The sequence below is a fragment of the Micromonospora chersina genome, from assembly GCF_900091475.1.
Classification (GTDB): domain Bacteria; phylum Actinomycetota; class Actinomycetes; order Mycobacteriales; family Micromonosporaceae; genus Micromonospora; species Micromonospora chersina.
This window is the reverse complement of the sequence record NZ_FMIB01000002.1, coordinates 4,897,877-4,919,110: the sequence shown is the minus strand read 5'-3', so window position 1 is coordinate 4,919,110 and position 21,234 is coordinate 4,897,877. Positions and strand designations below refer to the sequence as shown.

Here is a 21,234-nt window from a genome sequence, read left to right as displayed (position 1 = left end):
CGGGAGGTGTCGGACAGATCACGAATCGGCCTGTGGCCCGGTTCACCCTCGGACGTTCGGCCCCACCTGCACATCGATCCGTCCGCAGGTCTTGCGCCGTGTCCCGATTGATGAAAGTTTTCTACCGGGGACAGTTACTCTGCGGCGAATCTTGCCGGATGCGCCGCCCGTCCGCCGCCACCCGACACCGCCCCCCGTGAGTTCCAACGAAGGGACCGCACCGCATGAAGGCAACTCGGCTCAGAGCCGCCGGGCTGGCCGTGGCGCTGCTCGGCGCGCTCGTCGCCGGCACCCCCGCGAGCGCCGCGGAGAGCGACACGGCGACCGACTCCACCGCGACCACCTGCGTCACCGACCCGGCCGTGCCCAAGCGGCAGTTCCGGGCCATGTGGATCGCCTCGGTGACGAACATCGACTGGCCCAGCAAGGACTCCTGGACCGCCCCCGACCAGGTCGCCAAGCAGAAGGCCGAATACCTGGCCTGGCTCGACCTGGCCCAGAAGCTCCACCACAACGCCGTCGTGGTCCAGGTCCGCCCGACCGCCGACGCGTTCTGGCCCTCGGAGATCGAGCCCTGGTCGGAGTACCTGACCGGGGTCCGCGGCAAGGACCCCGGCTGGGACCCGCTGGCCTTCCTCGTCGAGGAGTCGCACAAGCGGAACCTGGAGTTCCACGCCTGGATGAACCCGTACCGGGTCTCCATGCCGGCTCCCGGCGGCGCGGGCGCCGACATCTCGAAGCTCGCCCCGAACCACCCGGTACGCCAGCACCCGGACTGGGTGTTCGCCTACCCGCCGGCCGGGGTCGCCGGCAGCCGGCTCTACTACAACCCCGGCATCCCCGAGGTCCGCGAGTTCGTGCAGACCGCGATGATGGACGCCGTCAAGAAGTACGACATCGACGGCGTGCACTTCGACGACTACTTCTACCCGTACCCGAGCGGCACGTACCAGTACCCGGACGACGCCACCTTCGCCCAGTACAACCGGGGCTTCAGCGACAAGGCCGACTGGCGGCGGGACAACATCAACCTGCTGATCCAGGAGATGAACGCCAAGATCAAGGCGGAGAAGCCGTGGGTGAAGTTCGGGGTCAGCCCGTTCGGCATCTGGCGCAACAAGTCGGCCGACCCGCTCGGCTCGGACACCACCGGCTCACAGTCGTACGACATCATCTCCGCCGACACCCGCAAGTGGGTCAAGGAGGAGTGGATCGACTACATCGTGCCGCAGCTCTACTGGTACATCGGCCAGTACCCGGCCGCCGACTACGCGCGCCTGGTGCCGTGGTGGGCGGAGACCGTGCGGGGCACCAACGTCCAGCTCTACATCGGGCAGGCCGACTACAAGAGCGGTGAGCCGGCGTACGGCTCGTTCTGGATGAACCCGCGGGAGCTGTCGAACCACCTGACGCTCAACCGGTCGTACCCGGAGGTGCTCGGCAACGTGCACTTCTCGGCGGTGCAGGTGCGGGCGAACCGGCTCGGCGCCACCGACATCTACGCGGCCGAGCACTACTCCCGCCCGGCGCTGGTGCCGACCATGTCGCAGCTGCCGTCCAAGCCGCTGCTCATGCCGGTCATCACCCGCGCCGAGCGGCAGGACGACGGGGTGCACCTGAGCTGGCGGCAGCCGGCCGACGGCGAGGGCCCGTTCGGCGAGGCCACCTCGTACGCCATCTACCGGTTCGACGGCGCCGGCCTGGCCGACCGCTGCGACTTCGCCGACGCGTCCCACCTGGTCGCCACCGTCCGCGGCACGGACGGCGACGTGCAGTCCTGGGTGGACACCACCGCGACGGCCGGCGCGCACACCTACTACGTGACCGCGCTGGACCGGGTCTGGAACGAGGGCCCGGTCAGCCCGCCGCGCTTCGTGCGCTGACCCGACCGCTGACGCCCGGGGCCCGCTCGCGGGTCCCGGGCGTCGCCGTGTTCAGCCGGCCTTGCGCAGCCGGACCTCCAGCCCGATCAGCCCGTCCCGGTCCACCTCGGCGCCGCCGAAGGCGCTCTCCGCGGCGAGCCGGGCGAATGCGCCGGCCGTGACCGCCCGCCGGCGCAGCATCCGCAGCGCGGAGCGGGTCCAGAAGCCGTCCAGCCCGCGCAGCCCCATCCGGGCCACCTCCCGCTCGATGTCGGCCGGCGAGGCGTCGGCCCGCAGGTCGTGGATCACCGCCCGGCCGCCCGGCCGCAGCACCCGGTGCAGCTCGTCCAGCGCCCGGACCGGGCGGACGAAGTTCTTGAACGCCGCCTGGCAGACGACCAGGTCGAACGAGTCCGCCGGGAACGGCAGGTCGTGCACGTCGCCCTGGCGGAAGGTCGCCTCGACCCCGGCCTGCCGGGCCGCCTCCCCCGCCAGCTCGACGAACGTCCGGCTGACGTCCAGCCCGGTGATCCGGTACGACCCCAGCCGGGCCAGCTCGATCGCCAGGTAGCCGGGGCCGGGCGCCACCTCCAGCACCGCCGCCCCGGGCGGCAGCCCCTCGGCGAGCCGGGCGGCCTGCCGCCGGTACTCGGCCAGTTGTGCGGCGGAGCCGCGGTTGCGGGCGTACCAGCGGGCGGTCCGCCCCTCCATCTCGGGCAGCAGCTTGCGCTTGGGCGCGTGCAGGTCCTTCGTGCTCATCTCTTCCTCCGGTCTCGGGTCGTGCGGGCACGAACCGACCCGGGGACGGGAGCCCGGTTATCGTTGCGGTTGCCACCTTGCGGCCGGGTTGCCGTTCCCGCGGTCTCGGTTCGCAGGTCAGGGCCCCGGCGGTGGTGTTCCCGCACCCCCGCCGGGGTCCGCTCTCAGTGCGGGTCGATCCCCCTCTCCGCCAGGTCCGCCCATTCGGGCGGGACCGCGCCGGTCTCGTGCCAGGCCCGCCACTCGGCCACCCCCGGCAGCGCGCCGGTGGTCAGCTCGTCGAGCAGGCCGCGCACCCAGGTGGCCTCGGCCTCCCGGACGGCCAGGTCGTACTCGGCCTCGATGAGGAAGATCCGGGGCACCTCGCGGGCGTGGCCGGCCAGCGTTTCCCGCTGCGCGGCGAGCTGGCCCTCCAGCCGGTCGAGACGCTGCCGCAGCAGCTCGATCGCCTCGTCGGGCCCGAGGACGCCGAGCACCGACAGGCCGGCCTCGAACCGGGGTTGCTCCCGCTCCGGGACGGCGACCAGCTCCCGGGTCCAGTCGACGAGCTCCGCGCGCCCGGCGTCGGTGATCCGGTAGACGGTGCGCTCCGGGCGCCGCCCCTGCCGGCCGCTCTCCACCGCCGCCACCAGTCCGTGCCGCTCCAGGTTCGCCACCACGGTGTAGAGCGAGCCCCACTTGATCGGCATGTCCTGGTCCTTGCCGCGCTCACGGAGCACAGCGGCGATCTCGTAGGGGTGGCGGGGCCGCTCGGCCAGGGCCGCGAGCACGGCGAGGGCCATCAGGTTGCCGACCCGGCGTCGCTTCGCCACCACCGTCCTCCTCGCACGCGATTACTCGTGTACGAGTATACGGTCCGGGCGCGTCCGCACAAGGCATTCGTCTGTTTCGACGCATGTCACCAACACGTCGGCCGGAGCATCGCCCCCGGTTCCGCCGGTGATCGAAAATCGTCGACATCTGACCCAACACCCCCGGGGAGGTACCGGTGTCCCGACGTCTCAGCACCCTGCTCGCCGCCGGCACGATCGCCCTGCTCACCGCCATCGGCGTGGCCACCCCCGCCGCCGCCGCGGTGAGCACCGAACAGAAGCTCGCCGTTCTCTCCAGCTGGACGCAGACCAGCGCCAGCAGCTACAGCGCCTGGAACTCCGCCCGGCTCAACAAGTCCGCCTGGACCGAGTACGCCTTCGACTGGTCGACCGACTACTGCTCGTCCAGCCCGGACAACCCGCTCGGCTTCAACTTCAGCCTCTCCTGCTACCGGCACGACTTCGGCTACCGCAACTACAAGGCCATGGGCCAGTTCTCGGCCAACAAGTCCCGGCTGGACAGCGCCTTCTACGCCGACCTCAAGCGGGTCTGCGCCACCTACAGCTACGTCGTCCGGCCGGCCTGCTACAGCCTCGCCTGGACCTACTACGAGGCGGTGAGCGTCTTCGGCTCCGTCGCCGCCGTCCAGCAGGCCGACATCGACCGCGCCGCCCGCATGAAGTCCGACGCCGAACGCCGGGCCGCCCTCCGCTGATCCTGCTCCTCCGTCGTTGATCAGGAGGTTCGCGTCGCCGGAGGCCCGGATCCCGACGCGAACCTCCTGGTCAACTCGCGGTGGAGCGGCGCGGGGCGGGGGCCGTGAAGCGCGGGGAGTCGGGGGTGGTCAGGTCGGGGTGTTCCAGGTCCAGGGCCAGGGCGGCGGCCTCCTCCAGGCGGAGGGCGGCGCCGCTGGCGTACGCGGCGTCGAACGCGGCGTCGCCCAGGGTGCGCCGCAGTTCCGCCTGGCGGGCCAGCCAGTACGGGCCGTAGATGCCCGGTGTGGCGCGCAGGCTGGCCCGGGTCGCCTGGGCCGCGCCGAAGAGCCGGGCCGCGCTCACCGGCTCCCCGCCCAGCGCGCAGCGCACCGCTATCGCGTTCACCGTGTCGCAGGCCCGGCCCAGGTAGCCGTGGCTCATCCGGGACCGGAGCGCCACGAGCAGGTGCTCGTGCGCCGCGACCAGATCGCCCCGGGCCAGGGCCACCAGGCCGAGCAGCATGTCCACCGAGCGACGGCCCCGCTCGACCGGGCGGGCCGCCTCCACCGGGCGGGCCGCGCCGAGCACCTCGGCCGCCTCGTCCAGCGCGCCCCGCCGCCAGAGCAACTCGGCGAGGTTGTAGACGGCGAGCAGCGCGTCGGAGACCACGTCCTGGGCGTACGCCCAGTCGATGACCTCCCGGCAGACCCGCTCCGCCTCGACGAACTGTCCCATGTCGACGAGCGGCGCGGCCCGGCCCGCGAGCACCCGCGCCAGCAGCCCCAGGTCGCCGGCCTGCCGGGCGGCCGCCTCGGCCCGCTGCGAGTAGCGCAGCTCCTCGGCGAACTCGCCGTCCGCGCCGGCGTGCAGCGAGTGCATGTGGTACGCCGCCGCCAGCTCGGCCTCCGGGATCGGCTCCCCGGTCTCGGCGATCCGGCCGTAGAGCCGGAACAGCCAGAGGCGCCCCTCCCGGGCCAGCCCACGCTCCCGCCACCACTGGTCCAGCCCGCCGGCCAGGCGCAGCCCGGAGCGGGCGCTGCCGCCCGTGGCGCACCAGCGCAGCGCGGCCCGCAGCTCCCCGGCGAGCGGGTCGAGCGCGTACAGGGAAAGGGTGACCGGCCGGCCGTCCGGGCCAAGGTGGGCGCGGTCCAGGGCGTGCCGGGACCAGGCGACGTGCCGGTCCCGGGCGTGCTGCTCCTCGCCGGCCTCGATGAGCCGCCGGGCCGCGTACGCCCGGATCGGGTCCAGCATCCGGTAGGTGCTGCCCGAGGCGTGCGGCTCGGCCAGCACCATCGACTTGTCCACCAGCACCGACAGCGGGTCGAGCGGGTCGTCGTCCAGCAGCCACTGCACGGTCGACAGGTCCACCGGGCCGGCGAAGACGGCCAGCCAGCGCAGCAGCCGGGCCGAGCGCGCCCCCAGCGTCCGGTACGACCAGGTGACCGTGGCCTGCATCGTCAGGTGCCGCTCGTTCGCCGAGCGCTGCACCGCCCGGCTCGCCTCGGTGGCCGGGGCGGCCCCGGTCGCGGCGGCCACCAGGTCGACCGTGTCCTGCTGGTTGCCGGTCCAGCCGGCCTCCACTGGGCCCGGCTCCGGCTCCTCCCGCCCGGCGTCCAGGGTGCCCAGCATGTCGTCGAGACGCTCGGCGAGCTGCCCGGCCGAGAGCACCCGCAGCCGCGCGGCGGCCAGCTCGATGGCGAGCGGCAGACCGTCCAGCCGGCGGACCACCCGGCGCAGGTCTGCCTGCTCGGCGGGGTCCGGCGCCCGGCCGCCCCGGGCCGCCGTGGTGCGGTCCAGCAGCAGGGCCACCGCGTCGCTCGCCCCGCCGTCCGGGCCCGGATCCACCGAGAGCGGCGGGATCCGCCACACCACCTCGCCGGGCACGCCGAACGACTCCCGGCTGGTGGCCAGCACCCGCACGCCCCGGCCACCGGCCAGCAGCCGGGAGATCACCTCGGCCGAGGCGGCCGGCTGGGCGTCGCAGGTGTCCAGCACGACGAGCATCCGCCGCGCCGCCGCGTACTCGACGAGGGTGTCCACCATGGGCCGGCCGGGCTCCGGGCGGAGCCCGAGCACGGCGGCGATCTCGAACGCGACAAGCCCCGGGTCGGTCACCGCGGCGACGTCGACGAACCACACCCCGTCCGGGTACGCCTCGACGACGCCGGAGGCCAGCTCCACCGCCAGCCGGGTCTTGCCCGCGCCGCCCGCGCCCAGCACGGTCACCAGCCGGTACGTCTCGACCAGCCGCCGCAGCTCGGCCCGCTCGGCCTCGCGGCCGACGAACGAGGTGACCTGGGTGGGCAGGTTGTGGGCCACCGCGTCAGCGGTACGCGGCCGCGGAAAGCTCCGCTCCAGGCCGGGCGCGACGAGCTGGAACAGCCGCTCCCGGTCGTCGAAGCCGCGCAGCCGGTGCAGACCGAGGTCCAACAGGGACACTCCGTCCGGCAGCGGGTCGGCGTGCCGGGCGGTCGCGGCCGAACAGAGCACCTGTCCACCGTGGGCGGCGGCGGCCACCCGTGCCGCCCGGTGCACCTCGGGGCTGGCGTACTCGCCGTCGCGGGGTTCGGCGTAGCCGGTGTGCAGGCCCATCCGGACCCGGGGCGCGGCCTCCGGGGTGGGCCAGTCGTGGCCGGACAGCGCGCGTTGCGCCGTGAGGCAGGCGTGCACCGCCGTGGCCGCGTCCGGGAAGGCGAGGAAGAACGAGTCGCCCTCGGTCAGCAGCTCCGCCCCGTCGGTGCCGGCCAGCGTGTGGCGCAGCAGCCGGCGGTGTTCCCGCAGCACCGGGCGGTAGCCCGGACCGAGCAGCTGGGCCAGCCGCGTGGAGCCCTCGATGTCGGTGAAGACGAAGGTCACCCAACCGCTCGGGAGGTCGATCCGTGGCGACATGCGTGGAACCTCCGCCCCGTGACGTCGGCTTCATGCTGCCCTATGGTCACGCGGTCACGCATCGTGAGAACGGTCGGGCAGATCCCGACCCAAGGTGCCAAAGGATCACACGGGCGGCAGACCGGGTCGACCGGCGGGCCGAGGGTGGGCGGGGCCGTCAGCAGCCGCAGGCGCCGCCGCAGCAACCACCGCCGGACGGGGCGGAGGCTCCGCCGACCGGCCCGGAGCCGCCCCGGCCGGTGACCGCGACGGTGGAGAGCAGCTTCACCGTGTCGGCGTGTCCCTGGGGGCAGGAGGCCGGCTGACCGGCCTCGGCCATGGGGCGGTTGACCTCGAAGGTGTCGCCGCAGGCGCGGCAGCGGAAGTCGTAGCGGGGCATGCCATCAGCGTACGACCGGACCTGACGCGTCGACAGCCATGGGTGATACTCGACGGGTGGTGGACGGCGAGCAGCGATCGACGGTTCGGCCCCTGCGACCGGCCGCGCCGCCCGACGGCGGCGCCGGCCCCGTCCCCCGCCCCCGCAGCAACCCGGCCCCGGCATCGGCGCCGGCCGAGCCGAAGCGGGCCGAGCCGAAGGCAGAGCCGGTCGCCGAGCCGGAGGCGAAGCCGGCCGAGCCGAAGGTGGAGCCGGCCGCCGCCGCGGCCGAGCAAGCCGGGCCGAAGGCCGGTCGACGGCGGCGGGTGACGTTCGCGCACGCGCTCCGGGTGCCGCCGCCCCGACAGCTCGCCGTCGGCGCGGCCCGGGCCACCCGCGCCTGGTCACGCCGGCCCAGCGGGCGCACCACCCTGCCCGCGCTCTTCCTGCTCGCCCTGGTGGCGGCCACCGCCACGGCCGGCGCGCTGCTGGTGCCCGCGGCGGTCCGCAAGCCGCAGCCGGCGGCCGTCGACGCCACCACGAACGCCCCGGTCCAGGGCGTACCCCAGACGGGCGCGGTGCCCGGGGCGACCGGCCTCCCGGCAGTCCCCGGCGTCACCGGCCTGCCGGGCACTCCCCTGCCGACCCTCACGGCCACGCCCGGTGGCACGCCGACCGGGCCCGTCGTCGGCCCGGTGACCCCCGGCCGGCCGGCCGACGCGCTGGCCGCCTGGGCGCAACAGGTGAGCGCGGCCACCGGCATCTCGCAGGTCGCCATGCAGGCGTACGGCTACGCCGAGCTGGTGCTCGCCCAGACGCAGCGCAGCTGCCAGCTGAGCTGGACCACGCTGGCCGCGATCGGCTACGTCGAGTCCCGGCACGGGTCGGCCAACAGGGCCACGCTCCAACCCAACGGCGTCGCCGCGCCGGAGATCCTCGGCGCCCCGCTGGACGGGCAGGGCGGCCGCTCCCGGATCCTCGACACCGACCGGGGTCAGCTCGACCACGACCCGGTCTACGACAAGGCCCTCGGCCCGATGCAGTTCATCCCCAGCACGTGGCAGGAGATCGGCGCGGACGCCGACAACGACGGCGTCAAGAACCCGCACGACATCGACGACGCCGCCCTGGCCGCCGGGCGCTACCTGTGCAAGGGCGGCCGGAACATGACCATCCCGGGCGACTGGTGGGGCGCCATCCTCTCCTACAACGATGTACGCCGCTATGCGCAGGACGTCTTCGACAAGGCCGACGAATACGGACGGCTGAGCGGTACATGACGTGACCGCTCGCGTACATTCACGGACTGGACCCTTCCCCCGGGCAGCCGTTGACGGCAAGCTAGACGGGTGATGGTGCGCGAGTGGGACCCTCGGACCGCGTCGTCCGCCGAGATCGCGTCGCTGCTGGACACGCTGAACGCGGTGCTGGCGGCCGACCTGCCGCAGGATCCGCCCTGGCGGGCGAACTCCCTGCGGGAGTACCTCTCCGAGGTCATGCCGGGTGAGCGCCGGATCTCCTGGGTCGCCGAGGGCGGTCCCGCCGCCGACGGCACGCCCGGCCCGATGCTCGGTCACGTCAACGTGCTGCTCCTCGGCGGCATGGGCGTGCTGGAGGTGCTCGTCCACCCGGAGCTGCGGCGCACCGGGCTCGGCCGCGAGCTGGTCCGGGTGGCCGCCCGCCGGGTCTGGGACGAGGGCTTCCAGTCGATCGGCGTGGAGGTGGTCGGCGACACCCCGGCCGTGGCGTTCTACGAGGCGCTCGGCTTCACGAAGGAGTACGTCGAGACCCGCAGCGTGCTCGACCTGGGCGCGGTGGAGTGGCCGGCGCTGGCCGAGATGGCCACCGAGGTGGGCGCCGGCTACCACGTCGAGTTCTGCCCGGGCGGGCCGCCGGACGACCTGATCGAGGCGTACGCGCGGGCCAAGGCCGAGGTGCGCGACGTCGACGACGGCGAGCTGCGGCCCAGCTCCTACGACCCGCAGCGGCTGCGGGAGAGCCTCGACACGCTGCACCGGCGGGGCATGAAGCCCTACATCGTGCTGGCCCTGCACGAGCAGACCGGCGAGGTGGCCGGCCTGACCGAGGTGGTGGTGCCGGCGCAGCATCCCACCCGGGCCGACCAGTACGACACCATCGTGGTCCGCGACCACCGGGGCTACGGCATCGACCGGGCCATTAAGGCCCGGATGCTGCTGGAGCTGCGGTCCGCCGAGCCCGAGCTGGCCGAGGTGCAGACCTGGAACGCGCAGGCCAACGAGGCGATGTTGAAGGTCAACGCGGAGCTGGGCTACCGTCCCGACCGGGACTGGTGCGAATACAGCGTCGACGTGGCCGAGCTGGTGCACCGGCTCGACAACCAGCGCTGACGGATATTCATCAAACGGCTGCCCGGGGGATGGACGGCGGACCGTAACGGCACTTAACGTGCGTTAGTTCCTGTCCACCCATCGTGGAGGCTCCATGCGCACGCGCCGCACCTTCGCCGCGCTCGCGACCACCGCCGCCGTTTCCGTCACGGCCATCGGGATCGCACCCCCCGCGGCCAGCGCCGCGCCCACCGATCTGTTCATCTCCGAGTACGTCGAGGGCTCGTCCAACAACAAGGCCGTCGAGCTCTACAACGGCACCGGCGCGCCGATCGACCTGGCCGCCGCCGGTTACCAGCTCCAACTCTTCTTCAACGGCGCCACCACCTCGACGAACGTGCCGCTGACCGGCACGGTCGCCTCCGGTGACGCCTTCGTCTTCGCCGCCTCGACGGCCGCCCCGGCGATCCTCGCCCAGGCCGACCAGACCTACGGCGGCTCGCTCTACAACGGCGACGACGCGATCGTGCTGCGCAAGGGCACGACCGTTGTCGACTCGATCGGCCAGGTCGGCGTCGACCCCGGCTCCGAGTGGGGCACCGGGCTCACCAGCACCGCCGACAACACGCTGCGGCGGCTGCCCTCGGTGAGCGCCGGCGACACCGACCCGGCCGACGCGTTCGACCCGGCCGCCCAGTGGGCGGGCTTCGCCACCGACACCTTCGACGGGCTGGGCAGCCACAGCATCGACGGCGGCGGCCCGGTCGACCAGGCGCCGACGCTGACCTGCGGCGGCACGCTGACCCTTGAGGCCGGCGCCACCGCGACCCGCCAGGTCACCGCCACCGACGCCGACGACACCGTCACCGACCTCGCGGTCACCGCGGTCAACCCGGCGCCGGCGAGCGGCTCGATCAGCCGTACCGCGTTCACCCCGGCCACCGCGGCCGGCGGCACGGCCACCGCGACGCTTACCGCCACCGGCCTCCCGGCCGGCGCCTACTCGGTCACCGTGACCTCGACCGACGCCGAGGGCGGCACCGCGACCTGCACCCTGACCGTGCAGGCCACCGCCGTGCTGTCAGTGGGCGAGGTGCAGGGTCGCACCGGTGACGACGAGGACGGCCGCACCGACCGGTCGCCGCTCGCCCCGGCCAGCGGCAACGGCACCAGCTCCATGCTGTACGACGTGCGGGGCGTGATCACCCAGAAGTCGCTGACCCGCACCTCCGCCGGGGCCGACCAGTGGGGCTTCTACCTGCAGAGCCGCACCGGCGCCGAGGACGGCGACCCGCTCACCTCGGACGGCATCTTCGTCTTCATGGGCTCCTTCACCACGCTGATCGGCGGCTACGCCCCGACCGTCGGCGACGAGGTGGTGCTGCGCGGCCGCGTCTCCGAGTACTTCAACCAGACCCAGCTCTCCAGCGCCTCCCTGGTGCGCAAGCTCGACTCCGGGCTGGACGTGGACACGGCCGTACGCGTGGACGACGCCCGGCCGCCGGCCGACGCGGCCGCCGCCGGCCTGTTCTGGGAGCGGCACGAGGGTGAGCGGATGCGCGTCCGTTCCGGCAGCGGGGTCTCCGCCCCGCGGCACATCTTCGCGTCCACCCTGGACTCTGAGGTCTACGTGCTGGACCGCGAGGACCCGATCATGAAGCGGTCCGACCCGTACGCCCGCCGGGTGTTCCGGGACGCGCACCCGCTGGACGACATCCCGGGCACGCTCTTCGACAACGGCAACTACCAGCGCATCCTGCTGGGCGCCGGCGGCGTGAAGGCGACCGCCGGGGACTCGAAGGCCCTGCTGCCGGAGGCCCGCACCTTCGACACGCTGACCGAGGACGCCTACGGCGCCATCTCGTACGCGTTCAGCAAGTACAGCGTGCAGCCCGAGCAGCTCACCCTGACCGGCGGCGCGGACCCGGCCGAGAACAACCCGCCGCAACCGGCCGACCGGAACAGCGAGGTGGCGGTCGCCACCTACAACGTGGAGAACCTGTACGACTACCGGGACGACCCGTTCGACGGCTGCGACTTCGCCGGCAACTCGGGTTGCGCCGGGGTGAACCCGCCGTTCGACTACGTGCCGGCCAGCGAGGCGGCGTACACCGAGAAGCTGGGTGTGCAGGCGCGGCAGATCATCGGCGCCCTGCACAGCCCGGACCTGCTGCTCGTGCAGGAGGCCGAGGACCAGGACATCTGCACCGTGGCCGACGGCAAGCTGGTCTGCGGCGACACGAACAACGCCGACGGCGCGCCGGACACCGTCCAGGAGCTGGCGCTGGCCATCGCGGCCAACGGCGGCCCCGCCTACGCGGCGGCGTACGACCGGACCGGCGCGGACGCCCGCGGCATCGCCTCGGCGTTCCTCTACCGCACCGACCGGCTGACGCTGGCCGAGGCGACCGCCGGTGACCCGCTGCTGGGCTCGGCGCCGACCGTGCAGTACCGCTCGGCGGCCCTGTCGTCGAACGCCGACGTGCAGAACCCGAAGGGGTTCAACGCGGTCCTTCCGGCCGACGTGGACCGCTCGACCGGGGTGGACGGCAGCAACGTCTACACCCGGGCGGTCCAGCTGGCCAGGTTCACCGTGGCGGCGGCACCCGGCTCGACCGAGCACTTCACGCTCTGGGCGGCCACCAACCACTTCTCGTCCGGGCCGGACAGCCGGGTCGGGCAGCGGCGGGAGCAGGCCGCGTACGGGGCGGCGCTGGTGCAGGCCGTCGAGGCGGCCGACCCGAACGCGCGGGTGATCTACGGCGGTGACCTGAACGTCTTCCCGCGCCCGGACGACCCGATCGCCACGGGGGCGAACCCGACGCCGTCGGACCAGCTCGCCCCGCTGTACCAGGCCGGCCTGCACAACCTCTGGGACGACCTGGTGGCGGACGTGCCGGCGGCGGCGTACTCGTACACCTACGACGGGCAGGCGCAGACGCTGGACAACCTCTTCGTCAACGACCCGCTGCACGAGGACCTGGTGCAGGTACGCACGGCGCACATCAACGCCGACTACCCCACCGACGCCGAGGGCCTGGGTGACCGCGGGGCCAGCGACCACGACCCGCAGGTGGCCCGGTTCCGTTCCCGCGCGTCGCTGAGCGTCTCCGACGCCGCGGTGGCCGAGGGCGACAAGGGCGACAGCACCATGACGTTCACGGTGACCGTCTCCCGCCCGCTCTCGGAGCCGGCCCTGCTCTGCGCCACCACCTACGGCACGACGGCGCAGGCCGGGTCGGACTACGACCCGTACGTGGGTTGCCAGACCCTGGCCGCCGGCCAGACCTCGCTGACCTTCCCGGTGACCGTCCGCGGTGACCGGAAGCGCGAGGGGGACGAGCAGCTCAAGCTGTACGTGGCGGGCGTGCCGGGCCTCCGGCTCGCCGACCCGGTCGGCGTGGGCACCATCCGCGACGACGACTGACGGCGGTACCGCGAAGCGGCCCGTCGCCCGGCTCACCAGCCGGGCGGCGGGCCGTTGCGGTAGCCGCACCGCTGCGGGTCGCGCGGCGGCGGCACGCCCCGGTACTTGGCCACCCGCACCTCCCACTGGCTGCGCCGTCGGAGGGCGTCGCGGTATGCCCGGTCGCGGTAGAAGGTCTCCGGCGGGCGGGCCAGCCCGTACAGGTCGGCCCACCACTCCCCGGGCTCCGGGTCGGCGATCAGGCACCCCTGGCCCCGGACCCGAGCCGCCCGCACCGCGAAACGGCCTCAATATGGACGAAGCAGGCGCACCAGCCGCGGTGGCCTCACCCCCTCCACCCCGCTTTGCTCTGCAGCCCCATACGCACCGGACACGGAGGGTTGCTGCTGCGCCGATGGCTGCAGAGCAAAGCGAGCGGGGGTGAGGGGCGGGGGCGCCGATCCACGGAACGCAGAGTGACCATGCGCGGCCGTCAGTTCCACCCCGGGCCAGTACCGACCGGTCGGTCCGGCCGCGACGAGCCGGGGCCGGGAACGAAATCGACCCCCGGAGCGTGTACCGGACATGGGAAGCCACCCCTCGGCGCCGGCCGGTCCGGCGGACGTGTTGACGCGCTCGCGCGACACGCCCCCGCACCTGCCGTTCGAGCAGTTCTATCGGGATCACGTGGACCGGATCCACCGCGCGCTCGCGCTGGCCGTCGGGGACACCGCGGTGGCCCGGGAGGCGACCGACGAGGCGATGGCCCGGGCGTACGCCCGGTGGGACCGGGTGCGCCGGCTGGACAACCCGGGTGGCTGGGTCTTCCGGGTCGGGCTGAACTGGGCCACCTCCTGGTGGCGGAAGGTGCGCCGGGAACGGCCACCGGCCGAGGACCGGCATCCGGCAGCGGCCGCCCCGGATCCCGCCGGGCTGGCCGCCCGGTCGGCCCTGGAACTGCTGCCCGTGAGCCGGCGCACCGTGATCGTCTGCCGGGTGCTGCTGGATCTCTCCACCGCCGAGACCGCCGCCGTGCTGGACCTGACCGAGGGCACCGTCCGCAGCCGCCTCTCGCGGGGGCTGGCCGAGCTGCGGGCCGCGCTGGCCGAGGAGGAGTGACCGTGGACGCCGTACCCGAAGAACTGGCCGAGCTGGTCCACCGCGCCGCTCGCGCCACCGGCCCGCACCCGGCGGACCTGGCGGCCATCCGTCGGCGTGCCCGCGCCCGGCGTCGCCGGCGGGGCGTGACCGGGGCGGCCGGGCTGGTGGCGCTGATCGCCCTGACCGGGGGCGCCGTGCCGCTGCTGGTCCAGGAGCGCCGGCCGGCACCGACGGTTGCCGCACCGTCGGCGTCACCGGCCGCTCCCGACCTGCCGCCGCCGACACCGGCGCCGGCGCAGCGGCTGATGCTCAGTGGTGACGGCGGCACCGTGCGACCGCACCGGGCCGGCCCGGAGATCGGTCTGGTCGGGGGCGTCGCGGACGAGCTGCGAAGCGACGGCTCGGTGCTCCGGCACCGGGTCCCCGCCGGTTGGCAGGAAACCGTCGCGCTGCCCGACGGACGGCTGGTCGGCCTGAAGCTCACCGACCTCATGCCCGGCGTGCGGCGGACGGACGGCCCGGACGTGGCGGGCCTCTCGATCCGGCTCATGGTGCTGGACGCGAACGATCGGGTCGAGATCAGCCGGGAGGTCCGGATCAAGGGGCAGGGCCTCAAGCTGGCCGGCGCCGACGCGCGGTACGCCTACCTGGTCCGCGACGGTGTGGGTCTGGTGGCTCACGAGCTGACCACGGGCCGGGAGAAGACGATGATCACCGCTCCGGCCGGCGCCGACGGCCAGCTGCCGTTCCGCGAGGCGGCGCTGGCGGCGGGCCTGGTGGTGTCGGTGACCGGCCCGCCCGACATGACGCGATGCCAGCTCGACGTACGTCGACTCGCCGGTGGGAGACGGCTGTCCCGCCTCACCGTCAACGGCGAGTGCGCGCCGTCGATCCGGCTCTCCCCGGACGGCAGCCTCGTCGCGGTCCCCTACCGCCGCCCGGACGGTCGGAACCTCGACTACCGGCTGGCGATCCTGGACACCGCCACCGGGCGGCTCCGGGCTGACCAGCCGCTCGGCACGGCCAGCCCGACCCACGGCATGACGGGCGGCGGGACCTGGGGTGCCGCCTGGGTCGACGACACCACCGTGCGCGTGGTCTGGGCGCAGCTACCGGACCCGCCCCGGAAGGTCTACTCCGTCGCGGAGCTGGCCCGGGTGGTGACGGTCGGCGTTCAGTAGCGCTGGCGGAGCAGCTGGGCGGCCTCGACCGCCCAGTAGGTGAGGATGATCTGCGCGCCGGCGCGGCGGATCGAGGTGAGCGTCTCCATGATCACCCGCTCGCGGTCGATCCAGCCGTTCGCGGCGGCCGCCTCGACCATCGCGTACTCGCCGGAGACCTGGTAGGCGGCGACCGGGACGTTGACCGCGGCTCGGACCGCCGCCACCACGTCGAGGTAGGGCAGGGCCGGCTTGACCATCACCATGTCGGCGCCCTCGGCCACGTCCAGCTCGACCTCGCGCAGCGACTCCCGGAGGTTGGCCGGGTCCTGCTGGTAGGCGGACCGGTCGCCCTCCAGGGCCGACTCGACGGCGTCCCGGAACGGGCCGAAGAAACCGGAGGCGTACTTGACCGCGTACGCGAGGATCGACACGTCCTGGTGCCCGGCGGCGTCCAGCGCCCGGCGAGCCGCGCCGACCTGACCGTCCATCATCCCGGACGGCCCGACCACGTGGACCCCGGCGTCGGCCTGGGCGACCGCCATCCGGGCGTACGCCTCCAGGGTGGCGTCGTTGTCCACGGTGCCGTCGGGGGTGAGCAGGCCGCAGTGCCCGTGCGAGGTGAACTCGTCCAGGCAGAGGTCGCTCATCACCACTGTGGCGTCGCCGACCTCGGCGATCACGTCCCGGATGGCCACGTTGAGGATGCCGTCCGGGTCGATGCCACCCGACCCGGTCTCGTCCCGCGTCGCCGGCACCCCGAAGAGCATGATCCCGCCGACCCCGGCCTGGACCGCCTCGACGGCGGCCTTGCGCAGCGAGTCCCGGGAGTGCTGGAGCACCCCCGGGAGCGACGCCACGGCCCGCGGCTCGGTCAGCCCCTCCTTGACGAACATCGGCACGACCAGCTCGGCCGGGTCGACGCGGGTCTCGGAGACCAGCCGCCGCACGGCCGCGTTGCGCCGCAGCCGGCGGGGCCGGATCTCGGGGTACGACATGAGGGGCCTCCTGTCAGCGGAACCTCAGGGCGGTCGGGCCCTGCACCTTCGAGCCCCGGCGCTGCTTGGCCGGCATGGCGGCGAGCTTCTCGCGCAGCTCGACGGCGTAGGCGGCGAGCGCCTCCACCAGGTCGGGCACCGAGGCGTGCGGCGGCTGCACGTCGACCCGCAGGCCGAACTCCGTGGCGGTCTCCGCCGTCTTGGGCCCGATAACCGCAACAACGGTACGCGCGTGCGGCTTCCCCGCGATGCCGACCAGGTTCCGGACGGTGGAGGACGAGGTGAAGAGCACCGCGTCGAACCCGCCCGACTTGATCGCGTCGCGAATCTCGGCCGGCGGCGGCGCGGCCCGGACGGTCCGGTACGCGGTCACGTCGTCGACCTCCCAGCCGCGCTCGGTGAGCCCGGCGGCCAGGGTCTCGGTGGCGATGTCGGCGCGCGGCAGCAGCACCCGGCCGACCGGGTCGAGGATCTCGTCGTGCGGCGAGAACTCGGCCAGCAGGCCCTCGGAGGACTGCTCCCCGGACGGGATCAGCTCCGGCTGGATGCCGAACGCGCGGACCGCCTCGGCGGTGGCCTCGCCGATGCAGGCGATCTTGACACCGCCGAAGTGGCGGGCGTCCAGGCCGTGCTCGGCGAACTTCTCCCAGACCGCCCGGACCGCGTTCACCGAGGTGAAGATCACCCAGGCGTACCGGCCGTCGACCAGGCCCTTGACCGCCCGCTCCATCTGGGCCGGGGTGCGCGGCGGCTCGACCGCGATGGTCGGCACCTCGCACGGGATCGCCCCGTACGCGCGCAGCCGCGCGCTCATGGCGCCGGCCTGCTCCTTGGTGCGGGGTACGAGCACCTTCCAGCCGTACAGCGGCCGGTTCTCCCACCAGCTCAGCTTGTCGCGGTCGGCGACGCCCGCGCCGACGGTGAGCACCACCCGGCCGGTGAAGCCGAGCGCCGCCGCGACGAAGGAGTCCACGGTCGACGTGGTGGTGTACTGCGTCTCGCCGGTGCCGTCGCCGGTCACCCCGACGGCGGTGGTGCCCTCCACCCCGGCGGCCAGCAGGCCGTCCCGGATGGCGGCCAGGTCACCGGCGTCCACCGCGATGGCCAGCGAGCCACGGGCCACGGCGGCGGCCAGCGCGTCGAAGTCCAGCGTGGTGACGTCCTCGACGTCGGCGGCGGTGCGTACGCCCGGCAGCGGCACGCCGGCGTAGGTGGCCACGCCCTCGGCCTGGCCGACGCCCGGCACCACCTCGAAGTGCGCCGCGGTACGCGCCACCGCCTGCACCTCCTTGACCACCGAGTCGTGGCCGAACGGGTCGCCGGCGACCAGGTGCACGGCGTTCTGGCCGGACCGGGCCGCGGAGATCAGCACCTTCGCCACGTCCCCCGGCACACCCTCGGCGGGGCTGAACTCGGCGTCGGACCTGGCCTGGGCGCGCACGTGGTCGAGCAGCGACTCGGGGACTCCCCGGTCGTAGACCACCTGGTCGGCGTCCACCAGGGCGTCCAGCGCCCGGCGGGTCAGCAGGCCCGGGTCGCCGGGACCGGCCCCGACGAACGCGATCCGGCCTACGGGCTTACGGGTGCGGGTCATTCTGTGCTCCCAAATTGCTGGGTCCCCGGGCCGGCGTGTCCTTCTTGGCCGAGGATCGAGTCGGCGCCGAGTTCGAGGAGTTCGGCGGCGAGTGCCTTGCCGATCTCCGCCGCGTCGGCGGGCGTTCCGGTGCGGGACAGCCGGAGGTCACGGGTGCCGTCCGGGCTGATCACCGCCCCGCGCAGGTAGATCTCCTCACCGGCGTCACCCTCGGCGAGTTCGCCGTAGGCGGCGACGGGTGCGCTGCACCCGGCCTCCAGGGTGGCCAGCAGTGCCCGCTCCGCGACGACCGCGGCGCGGGACGGTGCGTGGTCGAGCACGCCGAGCAGCTCGACCAGGTCCTGGTCGTCGATCCGGCACTCCACGGCCAGCGCGCCCTGGGCGGGCGCCGGCAGCATGAGCATCGGATCGAGCGTCTCGGTGATGACGTCGGTCCGGCCGAGGCGGGCGAGCCCCGCCCGGGCCAGCACGACGGCGTCGAGGTCCGCGTCCGGGCCGAGCACCCGGCCGAGGCGGGTGTCGACGTTGCCGCGGATCGGGGTGACCTCCAGCTGCATGCCGAGGGCGTGCAGCTGGGCGATGCGGCGCAGCGCGCCGGTGCCCACCCGGGCGCCGGGCGGCAGCTCGGCGAGGGTGCGGCCGTCCCGGGCGACAAGCGCGTCCCGCGGGTCCTGCCGCTGCGGCACGGCGGCGATGTGCAGGCCGGGCGCCGCCGCGGTGGGCAGGTCCTTGTACGAGTGGACGGCGAAGTCGATCTCCCGGGCGGTCAGCGCGTCCCGCAGCGCGGAGACGAAGACGCCGACGCCGAGCCGGTGCACCGGTGCCGTGGAGCGGTCGCCGGCGGTCACCACCTCGACCAGCTCGACCGGGCGGCCGGTGGCCGCGGTGAGGGCCTCGGCGACGTGGCCGGACTGGGCCATCGCCAGGGCGCTGCCCCGGGTGCCGAGGCGCAGGGGGGCGGTCATCGCGCACCTCCGGTGGGCGGGTCGGAGTCGGCCGGCATGATGATCTCTGCTTCCACCACGTCGGGGACGGTGTCGACCGGTGAGGTCTGCGGCACCTCGAGGTCGAACAGCTCGCGCAGCAGGGCGGCGTACTGGTCGCCGCCGGGCTCGGCGGCGAGCTGGCGGACCCGGACGGTCGGCTGGTGCAGCAGCCGCTGCACCACCCGGTGGACCGTGCGGGCGACCTCGGCGCGCTGGTCGTCGGTGAACTCCGGGCGGCGCTGGGCGAGCCGGCGCAGCTCGGCGGTGACCACGTCGTCGGCGCGCCCGCGCAGGGCCGCCACGGTGGGGGCCACGTCGGCGCCGCGCAGCCAGCTCAGGAACGCCTCGACCTCGCCGGCCACGATCCGGGTGACCTCGGCGGCGTCGGCGGCGGCCGGGCCGTCGGCGAGGATCGCCGCCATCCGGTCGATGTCGATCACCTCGACGCCGGGCAGGGCGGCGACGCCCTCCTCGACGTCGCGCGGGACGGCCAGGTCGAGCAGGACCAGCGGGCCCCGGGCGGGGTCGCGGCGGGCCAGCGCCCGGGTCACCACGTCGCGGGTCAGGACCGGTTCGGTCGCCGCGGTGGCGGCCACCACGATGTCGACAGTGGTGAGCGCGTCGACCAGCTCGGCCATCGGCACGGCGGCCGCGCCGTACGACTCGGCCAGCCGGACGGCCCGCGCGGCGCCCCGGTTGGTGACGGTGAGCGGGCCGGCGCCCAGCCGGGAGAGGGTGGCCACGCTCAGCGAGCCCATCGCCCCGGCGCCCACGACCATGGCGGGCCGGCCGGTCAGGTCGCCGTCGAGCAGGCCGGCGGCCAGGTCGAGGGCGGCGGTGACGACGCTCTGGCCGGCCCGGTCGATGTTGGTCTCGGCGTGCGCGCGCTTGCCCACCCGCAGCGCCTGCTGCATCAGCTCGTGCAGCAGCCGCCCGGCGGTGTCGGCGCCGCTGGCCGAGTGGTAGGCGTCGCGGAGCTGGCCGAGGATCTGCGCCTCGCCGACGACCATCGAGTCCAGCCCGGTGGCGACCCGGAAGACGTGGTCCACGGCGGCGGCGTCGTAGTGCACGTAGAGGTGGGCGGCGAGCGTCGCCGGCGGGGCGCCGGCCTGCTCGGCCAGGACCGCGCAGATGTCCCCGAGGCCGCCGTGGAAGCCGGAGACGGCCGCGTACACCTCGACCCGGTTGCAGGTGGAGACGAGCACGGCCTCGGCGACGTACGGCTGGGCGACCAGGCGGTCCAGGGTGCGGGTGAGGTCCGCGGGCGGGACCGCCAGCTGCTCCAGCGTGGCGACCGGGGCGGTGCGGTAGGACGCGCCGACGACGAGCAGTTTCACGTGCCGATCGCCTCCTGGGTGTCGGTGGCCGCGAGCCCGCCGGGAAGCGCGGTCAGCGACGCCTTGCGGTGCTCGTGGAAGGACAGGATCTGCAGCTCGATCGCGAGGTCGACCTTGCGCACGTCGACCCCCTCCGGAACCGAGAGTACGCAGGGCGCGAAGTTGAGGATGCTCGTCACGCCGACGGCCACGAGCTGATCCGCGACCGCCTGGGCGGCCGGCGCGGGGGTGGCGATCACGCCGATCGAGATCGACTCCTCGACGGCGACCCGGGCCAGGTCGTCGACGTGCCGCACGACCAGCCCGTTGATCTCCTCGCCGACGCGGGACGGGTCGGCGTCGAAGAGCGCGGCGATGCGGAAACCGCGGCTGGCGAAGCCGTCGTAGCCGGCCAGGGCGTGACCGAGATTACCCACGCCGACGAGCGCGACCGAGCGGCACTGGGTGAGCCCGAGCACCGACTCGATCTGCTCGATCAGCAGGGTGACGTCGTAGCCGACGCCCCGGGTGCCGTACGAGCCGAGGTGGGAGAGGTCCTTGCGGAGCTTCGCCGAGTTGACCCCGGCGGCGTTGGCCAGCCCCTCGCTGGAGACCGTCTCGTGGCCGGTCTCGGCGATCGCGTGCAGGGCACGGAGGTATTCCGGGAGCCGCGCGACGGTCGCCTCGGGCAGTTCCGGGAGCGCCGGCACGGCACCGGCTCGGCCGGGCGCGCCAGGGTGACGGTGCTGACTCATGAGACTCCGTGCGGTGCGATCCTCGACCAGCGACGGTGACCGGTCGTTCCGGGACTCCCGCTGGCGACCGATGTTGCCGGCTGTGCTAGCAGGGCGCGTCGGAACTACAGAGTAGGCGCTTGTGAAGAGGTGCACAAATCGCGATCTTGAAAGCTCGCGACGCGCCTCCACCTGCCCCTCCATTCCAACAAGATCGATAGACGGAGCTCCCTCGGCGCCGCGTGGCGATTATT

The 21,234-nt window shown here is 74.0% G+C and carries 17 protein-coding genes; 7 read left to right on the top strand and 10 right to left on the bottom strand.

Annotated features, from left to right (window positions below; translation table 11 throughout):
• Positions 1–224: 224 nt before the first annotated feature.
• A complete protein-coding gene (locus tag GA0070603_RS22895) occupies positions 225–1,883 on the top strand; it encodes a glycoside hydrolase family 10-like protein (RefSeq protein ID WP_091317673.1) in 1,659 nt (552 codons plus the stop codon).
• Positions 1,884–1,934: 51 nt separating this feature from the next.
• Here GA0070603_RS22895 and GA0070603_RS22890 read toward each other — a convergent pair whose 3' ends face one another.
• Both GA0070603_RS22890 and GA0070603_RS22885 read right to left on the bottom strand, forming a co-directional pair.
• On the bottom strand, positions 1,935–2,621 hold the full coding sequence (locus GA0070603_RS22890; protein WP_208862940.1) for a class I SAM-dependent methyltransferase: 687 nt from the start codon (positions 2,619–2,621) through the stop codon (positions 1,935–1,937).
• Between the two features lie 164 nt (positions 2,622–2,785).
• Entirely contained in the window at positions 2,786–3,433 is a 648-nt protein-coding gene (locus GA0070603_RS22885) for a PadR family transcriptional regulator (protein WP_091317671.1), read from the bottom strand.
• 176 nt (positions 3,434–3,609) lie between these two features.
• Between GA0070603_RS22885 and GA0070603_RS22880 the strand changes: the two genes are divergently transcribed.
• A complete protein-coding gene (locus GA0070603_RS22880) occupies positions 3,610–4,149 on the top strand; it encodes a phospholipase (RefSeq protein ID WP_091317668.1) in 540 nt (179 codons plus the stop codon).
• A gap of 70 nt (positions 4,150–4,219) precedes the next feature.
• Here the strand turns inward: GA0070603_RS22880 and GA0070603_RS22875 are convergent, their stop codons facing one another.
• A complete protein-coding gene (locus tag GA0070603_RS22875) occupies positions 4,220–7,018 on the bottom strand; it encodes an ATP-binding protein (RefSeq protein WP_091317665.1) in 2,799 nt (932 codons plus the stop codon).
• A gap of 157 nt (positions 7,019–7,175) precedes the next feature.
• On the bottom strand, positions 7,176–7,397 hold the full coding sequence (locus GA0070603_RS22870) for an FmdB family zinc ribbon protein (RefSeq protein ID WP_091317662.1): 222 nt from the start codon (positions 7,395–7,397) through the stop codon (positions 7,176–7,178).
• Positions 7,398–7,435: 38 nt separating this feature from the next.
• Here GA0070603_RS22870 and GA0070603_RS22865 point away from each other — a divergent pair, with 38 nt between their 5' ends.
• The 3 genes from GA0070603_RS22865 to GA0070603_RS22855 all read left to right on the top strand — a co-directional run bounded on the left by GA0070603_RS22865 (position 7,436) and on the right by GA0070603_RS22855 (position 13,112).
• Complete coding sequence (locus GA0070603_RS22865; protein WP_139131920.1) at positions 7,436–8,656, top strand: lytic transglycosylase domain-containing protein; 1,221 nt, start codon at positions 7,436–7,438, stop codon at positions 8,654–8,656.
• Positions 8,657–8,728: 72 nt separating this feature from the next.
• Entirely contained in the window at positions 8,729–9,745 is a 1,017-nt protein-coding gene (locus tag GA0070603_RS22860) for a GNAT family N-acetyltransferase (protein WP_091317657.1), read from the top strand.
• A gap of 94 nt (positions 9,746–9,839) precedes the next feature.
• Positions 9,840–13,112, top strand: coding sequence for a lamin tail domain-containing protein (locus GA0070603_RS22855; RefSeq protein WP_091317654.1), 3,273 nt, complete (start codon positions 9,840–9,842; stop codon positions 13,110–13,112).
• 32 nt (positions 13,113–13,144) lie between these two features.
• Here GA0070603_RS22855 and GA0070603_RS22850 read toward each other — a convergent pair whose 3' ends face one another.
• Complete coding sequence (locus GA0070603_RS22850; RefSeq protein WP_244282590.1) at positions 13,145–13,387, bottom strand: hypothetical protein; 243 nt, start codon at positions 13,385–13,387, stop codon at positions 13,145–13,147.
• 289 nt (positions 13,388–13,676) lie between these two features.
• Here GA0070603_RS22850 and GA0070603_RS32410 point away from each other — a divergent pair, with 289 nt between their 5' ends.
• Together GA0070603_RS32410 and GA0070603_RS22840 are read left to right on the top strand one after the other, a co-directional pair.
• The gene (locus GA0070603_RS32410; RefSeq protein WP_091317652.1) at positions 13,677–14,210 is read left to right on the top strand and encodes an RNA polymerase sigma factor; all 534 of its coding nucleotides are present in this window, start codon (positions 13,677–13,679) and stop codon (positions 14,208–14,210) included.
• A 2-nt stretch (positions 14,211–14,212) separates the two neighbouring features.
• Positions 14,213–15,373: a hypothetical protein gene (locus GA0070603_RS22840; RefSeq protein WP_139131919.1), complete on the top strand. Its 1,161-nt coding sequence runs from the start codon at positions 14,213–14,215 to the stop codon at positions 15,371–15,373.
• On the opposite strand, the gene hemB is transcribed toward GA0070603_RS22840, so the two are convergent.
• From hemB to GA0070603_RS22815, 5 genes are read right to left on the bottom strand one after another with little or no spacing between them, the layout of a single operon-like run.
• Complete coding sequence (gene hemB / locus GA0070603_RS22835; protein WP_091317647.1) at positions 15,367–16,350, bottom strand: porphobilinogen synthase; 984 nt, start codon at positions 16,348–16,350, stop codon at positions 15,367–15,369. The genes GA0070603_RS22840 and hemB overlap by 7 nt on opposite strands.
• Positions 16,351–16,363: 13 nt before the next feature.
• Positions 16,364–17,944 (bottom strand): bifunctional uroporphyrinogen-III C-methyltransferase/uroporphyrinogen-III synthase, encoded by a 1,581-nt coding sequence (locus GA0070603_RS22830; protein WP_091317644.1) that lies wholly within the window; start codon positions 17,942–17,944, stop codon positions 16,364–16,366.
• The gene (gene hemC, locus GA0070603_RS22825; protein WP_091317641.1) at positions 17,941–18,909 is read right to left on the bottom strand and encodes a hydroxymethylbilane synthase; all 969 of its coding nucleotides are present in this window, start codon (positions 18,907–18,909) and stop codon (positions 17,941–17,943) included. Before hemC ends, GA0070603_RS22830 begins: the two co-directional genes overlap by 4 nt.
• Entirely contained in the window at positions 18,906–20,267 is a 1,362-nt protein-coding gene (locus GA0070603_RS22820) for a glutamyl-tRNA reductase (protein ID WP_091317639.1), read from the bottom strand. Before GA0070603_RS22820 ends, hemC begins: the two co-directional genes overlap by 4 nt.
• On the bottom strand, positions 20,264–21,001 hold the full coding sequence (locus GA0070603_RS22815; protein ID WP_091317636.1) for a redox-sensing transcriptional repressor Rex: 738 nt from the start codon (positions 20,999–21,001) through the stop codon (positions 20,264–20,266). Before GA0070603_RS22815 ends, GA0070603_RS22820 begins: the two co-directional genes overlap by 4 nt.
• Positions 21,002–21,234 lie beyond the last annotated feature (233 nt).

Bases quoted from the DNA above. Each gene is read 5' to 3' on its own strand.
- hemC (WP_091317641.1), bottom strand. From the start codon at position 18,909: ATGACCGCCCCCCTGCGCCTCGGCACCCGGGGCAGCGCCCTGGCGATG.
- GA0070603_RS22890 (WP_208862940.1), bottom strand. From the start codon at position 2,621: ATGAGCACGAAGGACCTGCACGCGCCCAAGCGCAAGCTGCTGCCCGAG.
- GA0070603_RS22875 (WP_091317665.1), bottom strand. From the start codon at position 7,018: ATGTCGCCACGGATCGACCTCCCGAGCGGTTGGGTGACCTTCGTCTTC.
- GA0070603_RS32410 (WP_091317652.1), top strand. From the start codon at position 13,677: ATGGGAAGCCACCCCTCGGCGCCGGCCGGTCCGGCGGACGTGTTGACG.
- GA0070603_RS22895 (WP_091317673.1), top strand. From the start codon at position 225: ATGAAGGCAACTCGGCTCAGAGCCGCCGGGCTGGCCGTGGCGCTGCTC.
- GA0070603_RS22870 (WP_091317662.1), bottom strand. From the start codon at position 7,397: ATGCCCCGCTACGACTTCCGCTGCCGCGCCTGCGGCGACACCTTCGAG.
- GA0070603_RS22860 (WP_091317657.1), top strand. From the start codon at position 8,729: ATGGTGCGCGAGTGGGACCCTCGGACCGCGTCGTCCGCCGAGATCGCG.
- GA0070603_RS22855 (WP_091317654.1), top strand. From the start codon at position 9,840: ATGCGCACGCGCCGCACCTTCGCCGCGCTCGCGACCACCGCCGCCGTT.
- GA0070603_RS22815 (WP_091317636.1), bottom strand. From the start codon at position 21,001: ATGAGTCAGCACCGTCACCCTGGCGCGCCCGGCCGAGCCGGTGCCGTG.
- GA0070603_RS22865 (WP_139131920.1), top strand. From the start codon at position 7,436: ATGGGTGATACTCGACGGGTGGTGGACGGCGAGCAGCGATCGACGGTT.
- hemB (WP_091317647.1), bottom strand. From the start codon at position 16,350: ATGTCGTACCCCGAGATCCGGCCCCGCCGGCTGCGGCGCAACGCGGCC.
- GA0070603_RS22830 (WP_091317644.1), bottom strand. From the start codon at position 17,944: ATGACCCGCACCCGTAAGCCCGTAGGCCGGATCGCGTTCGTCGGGGCC.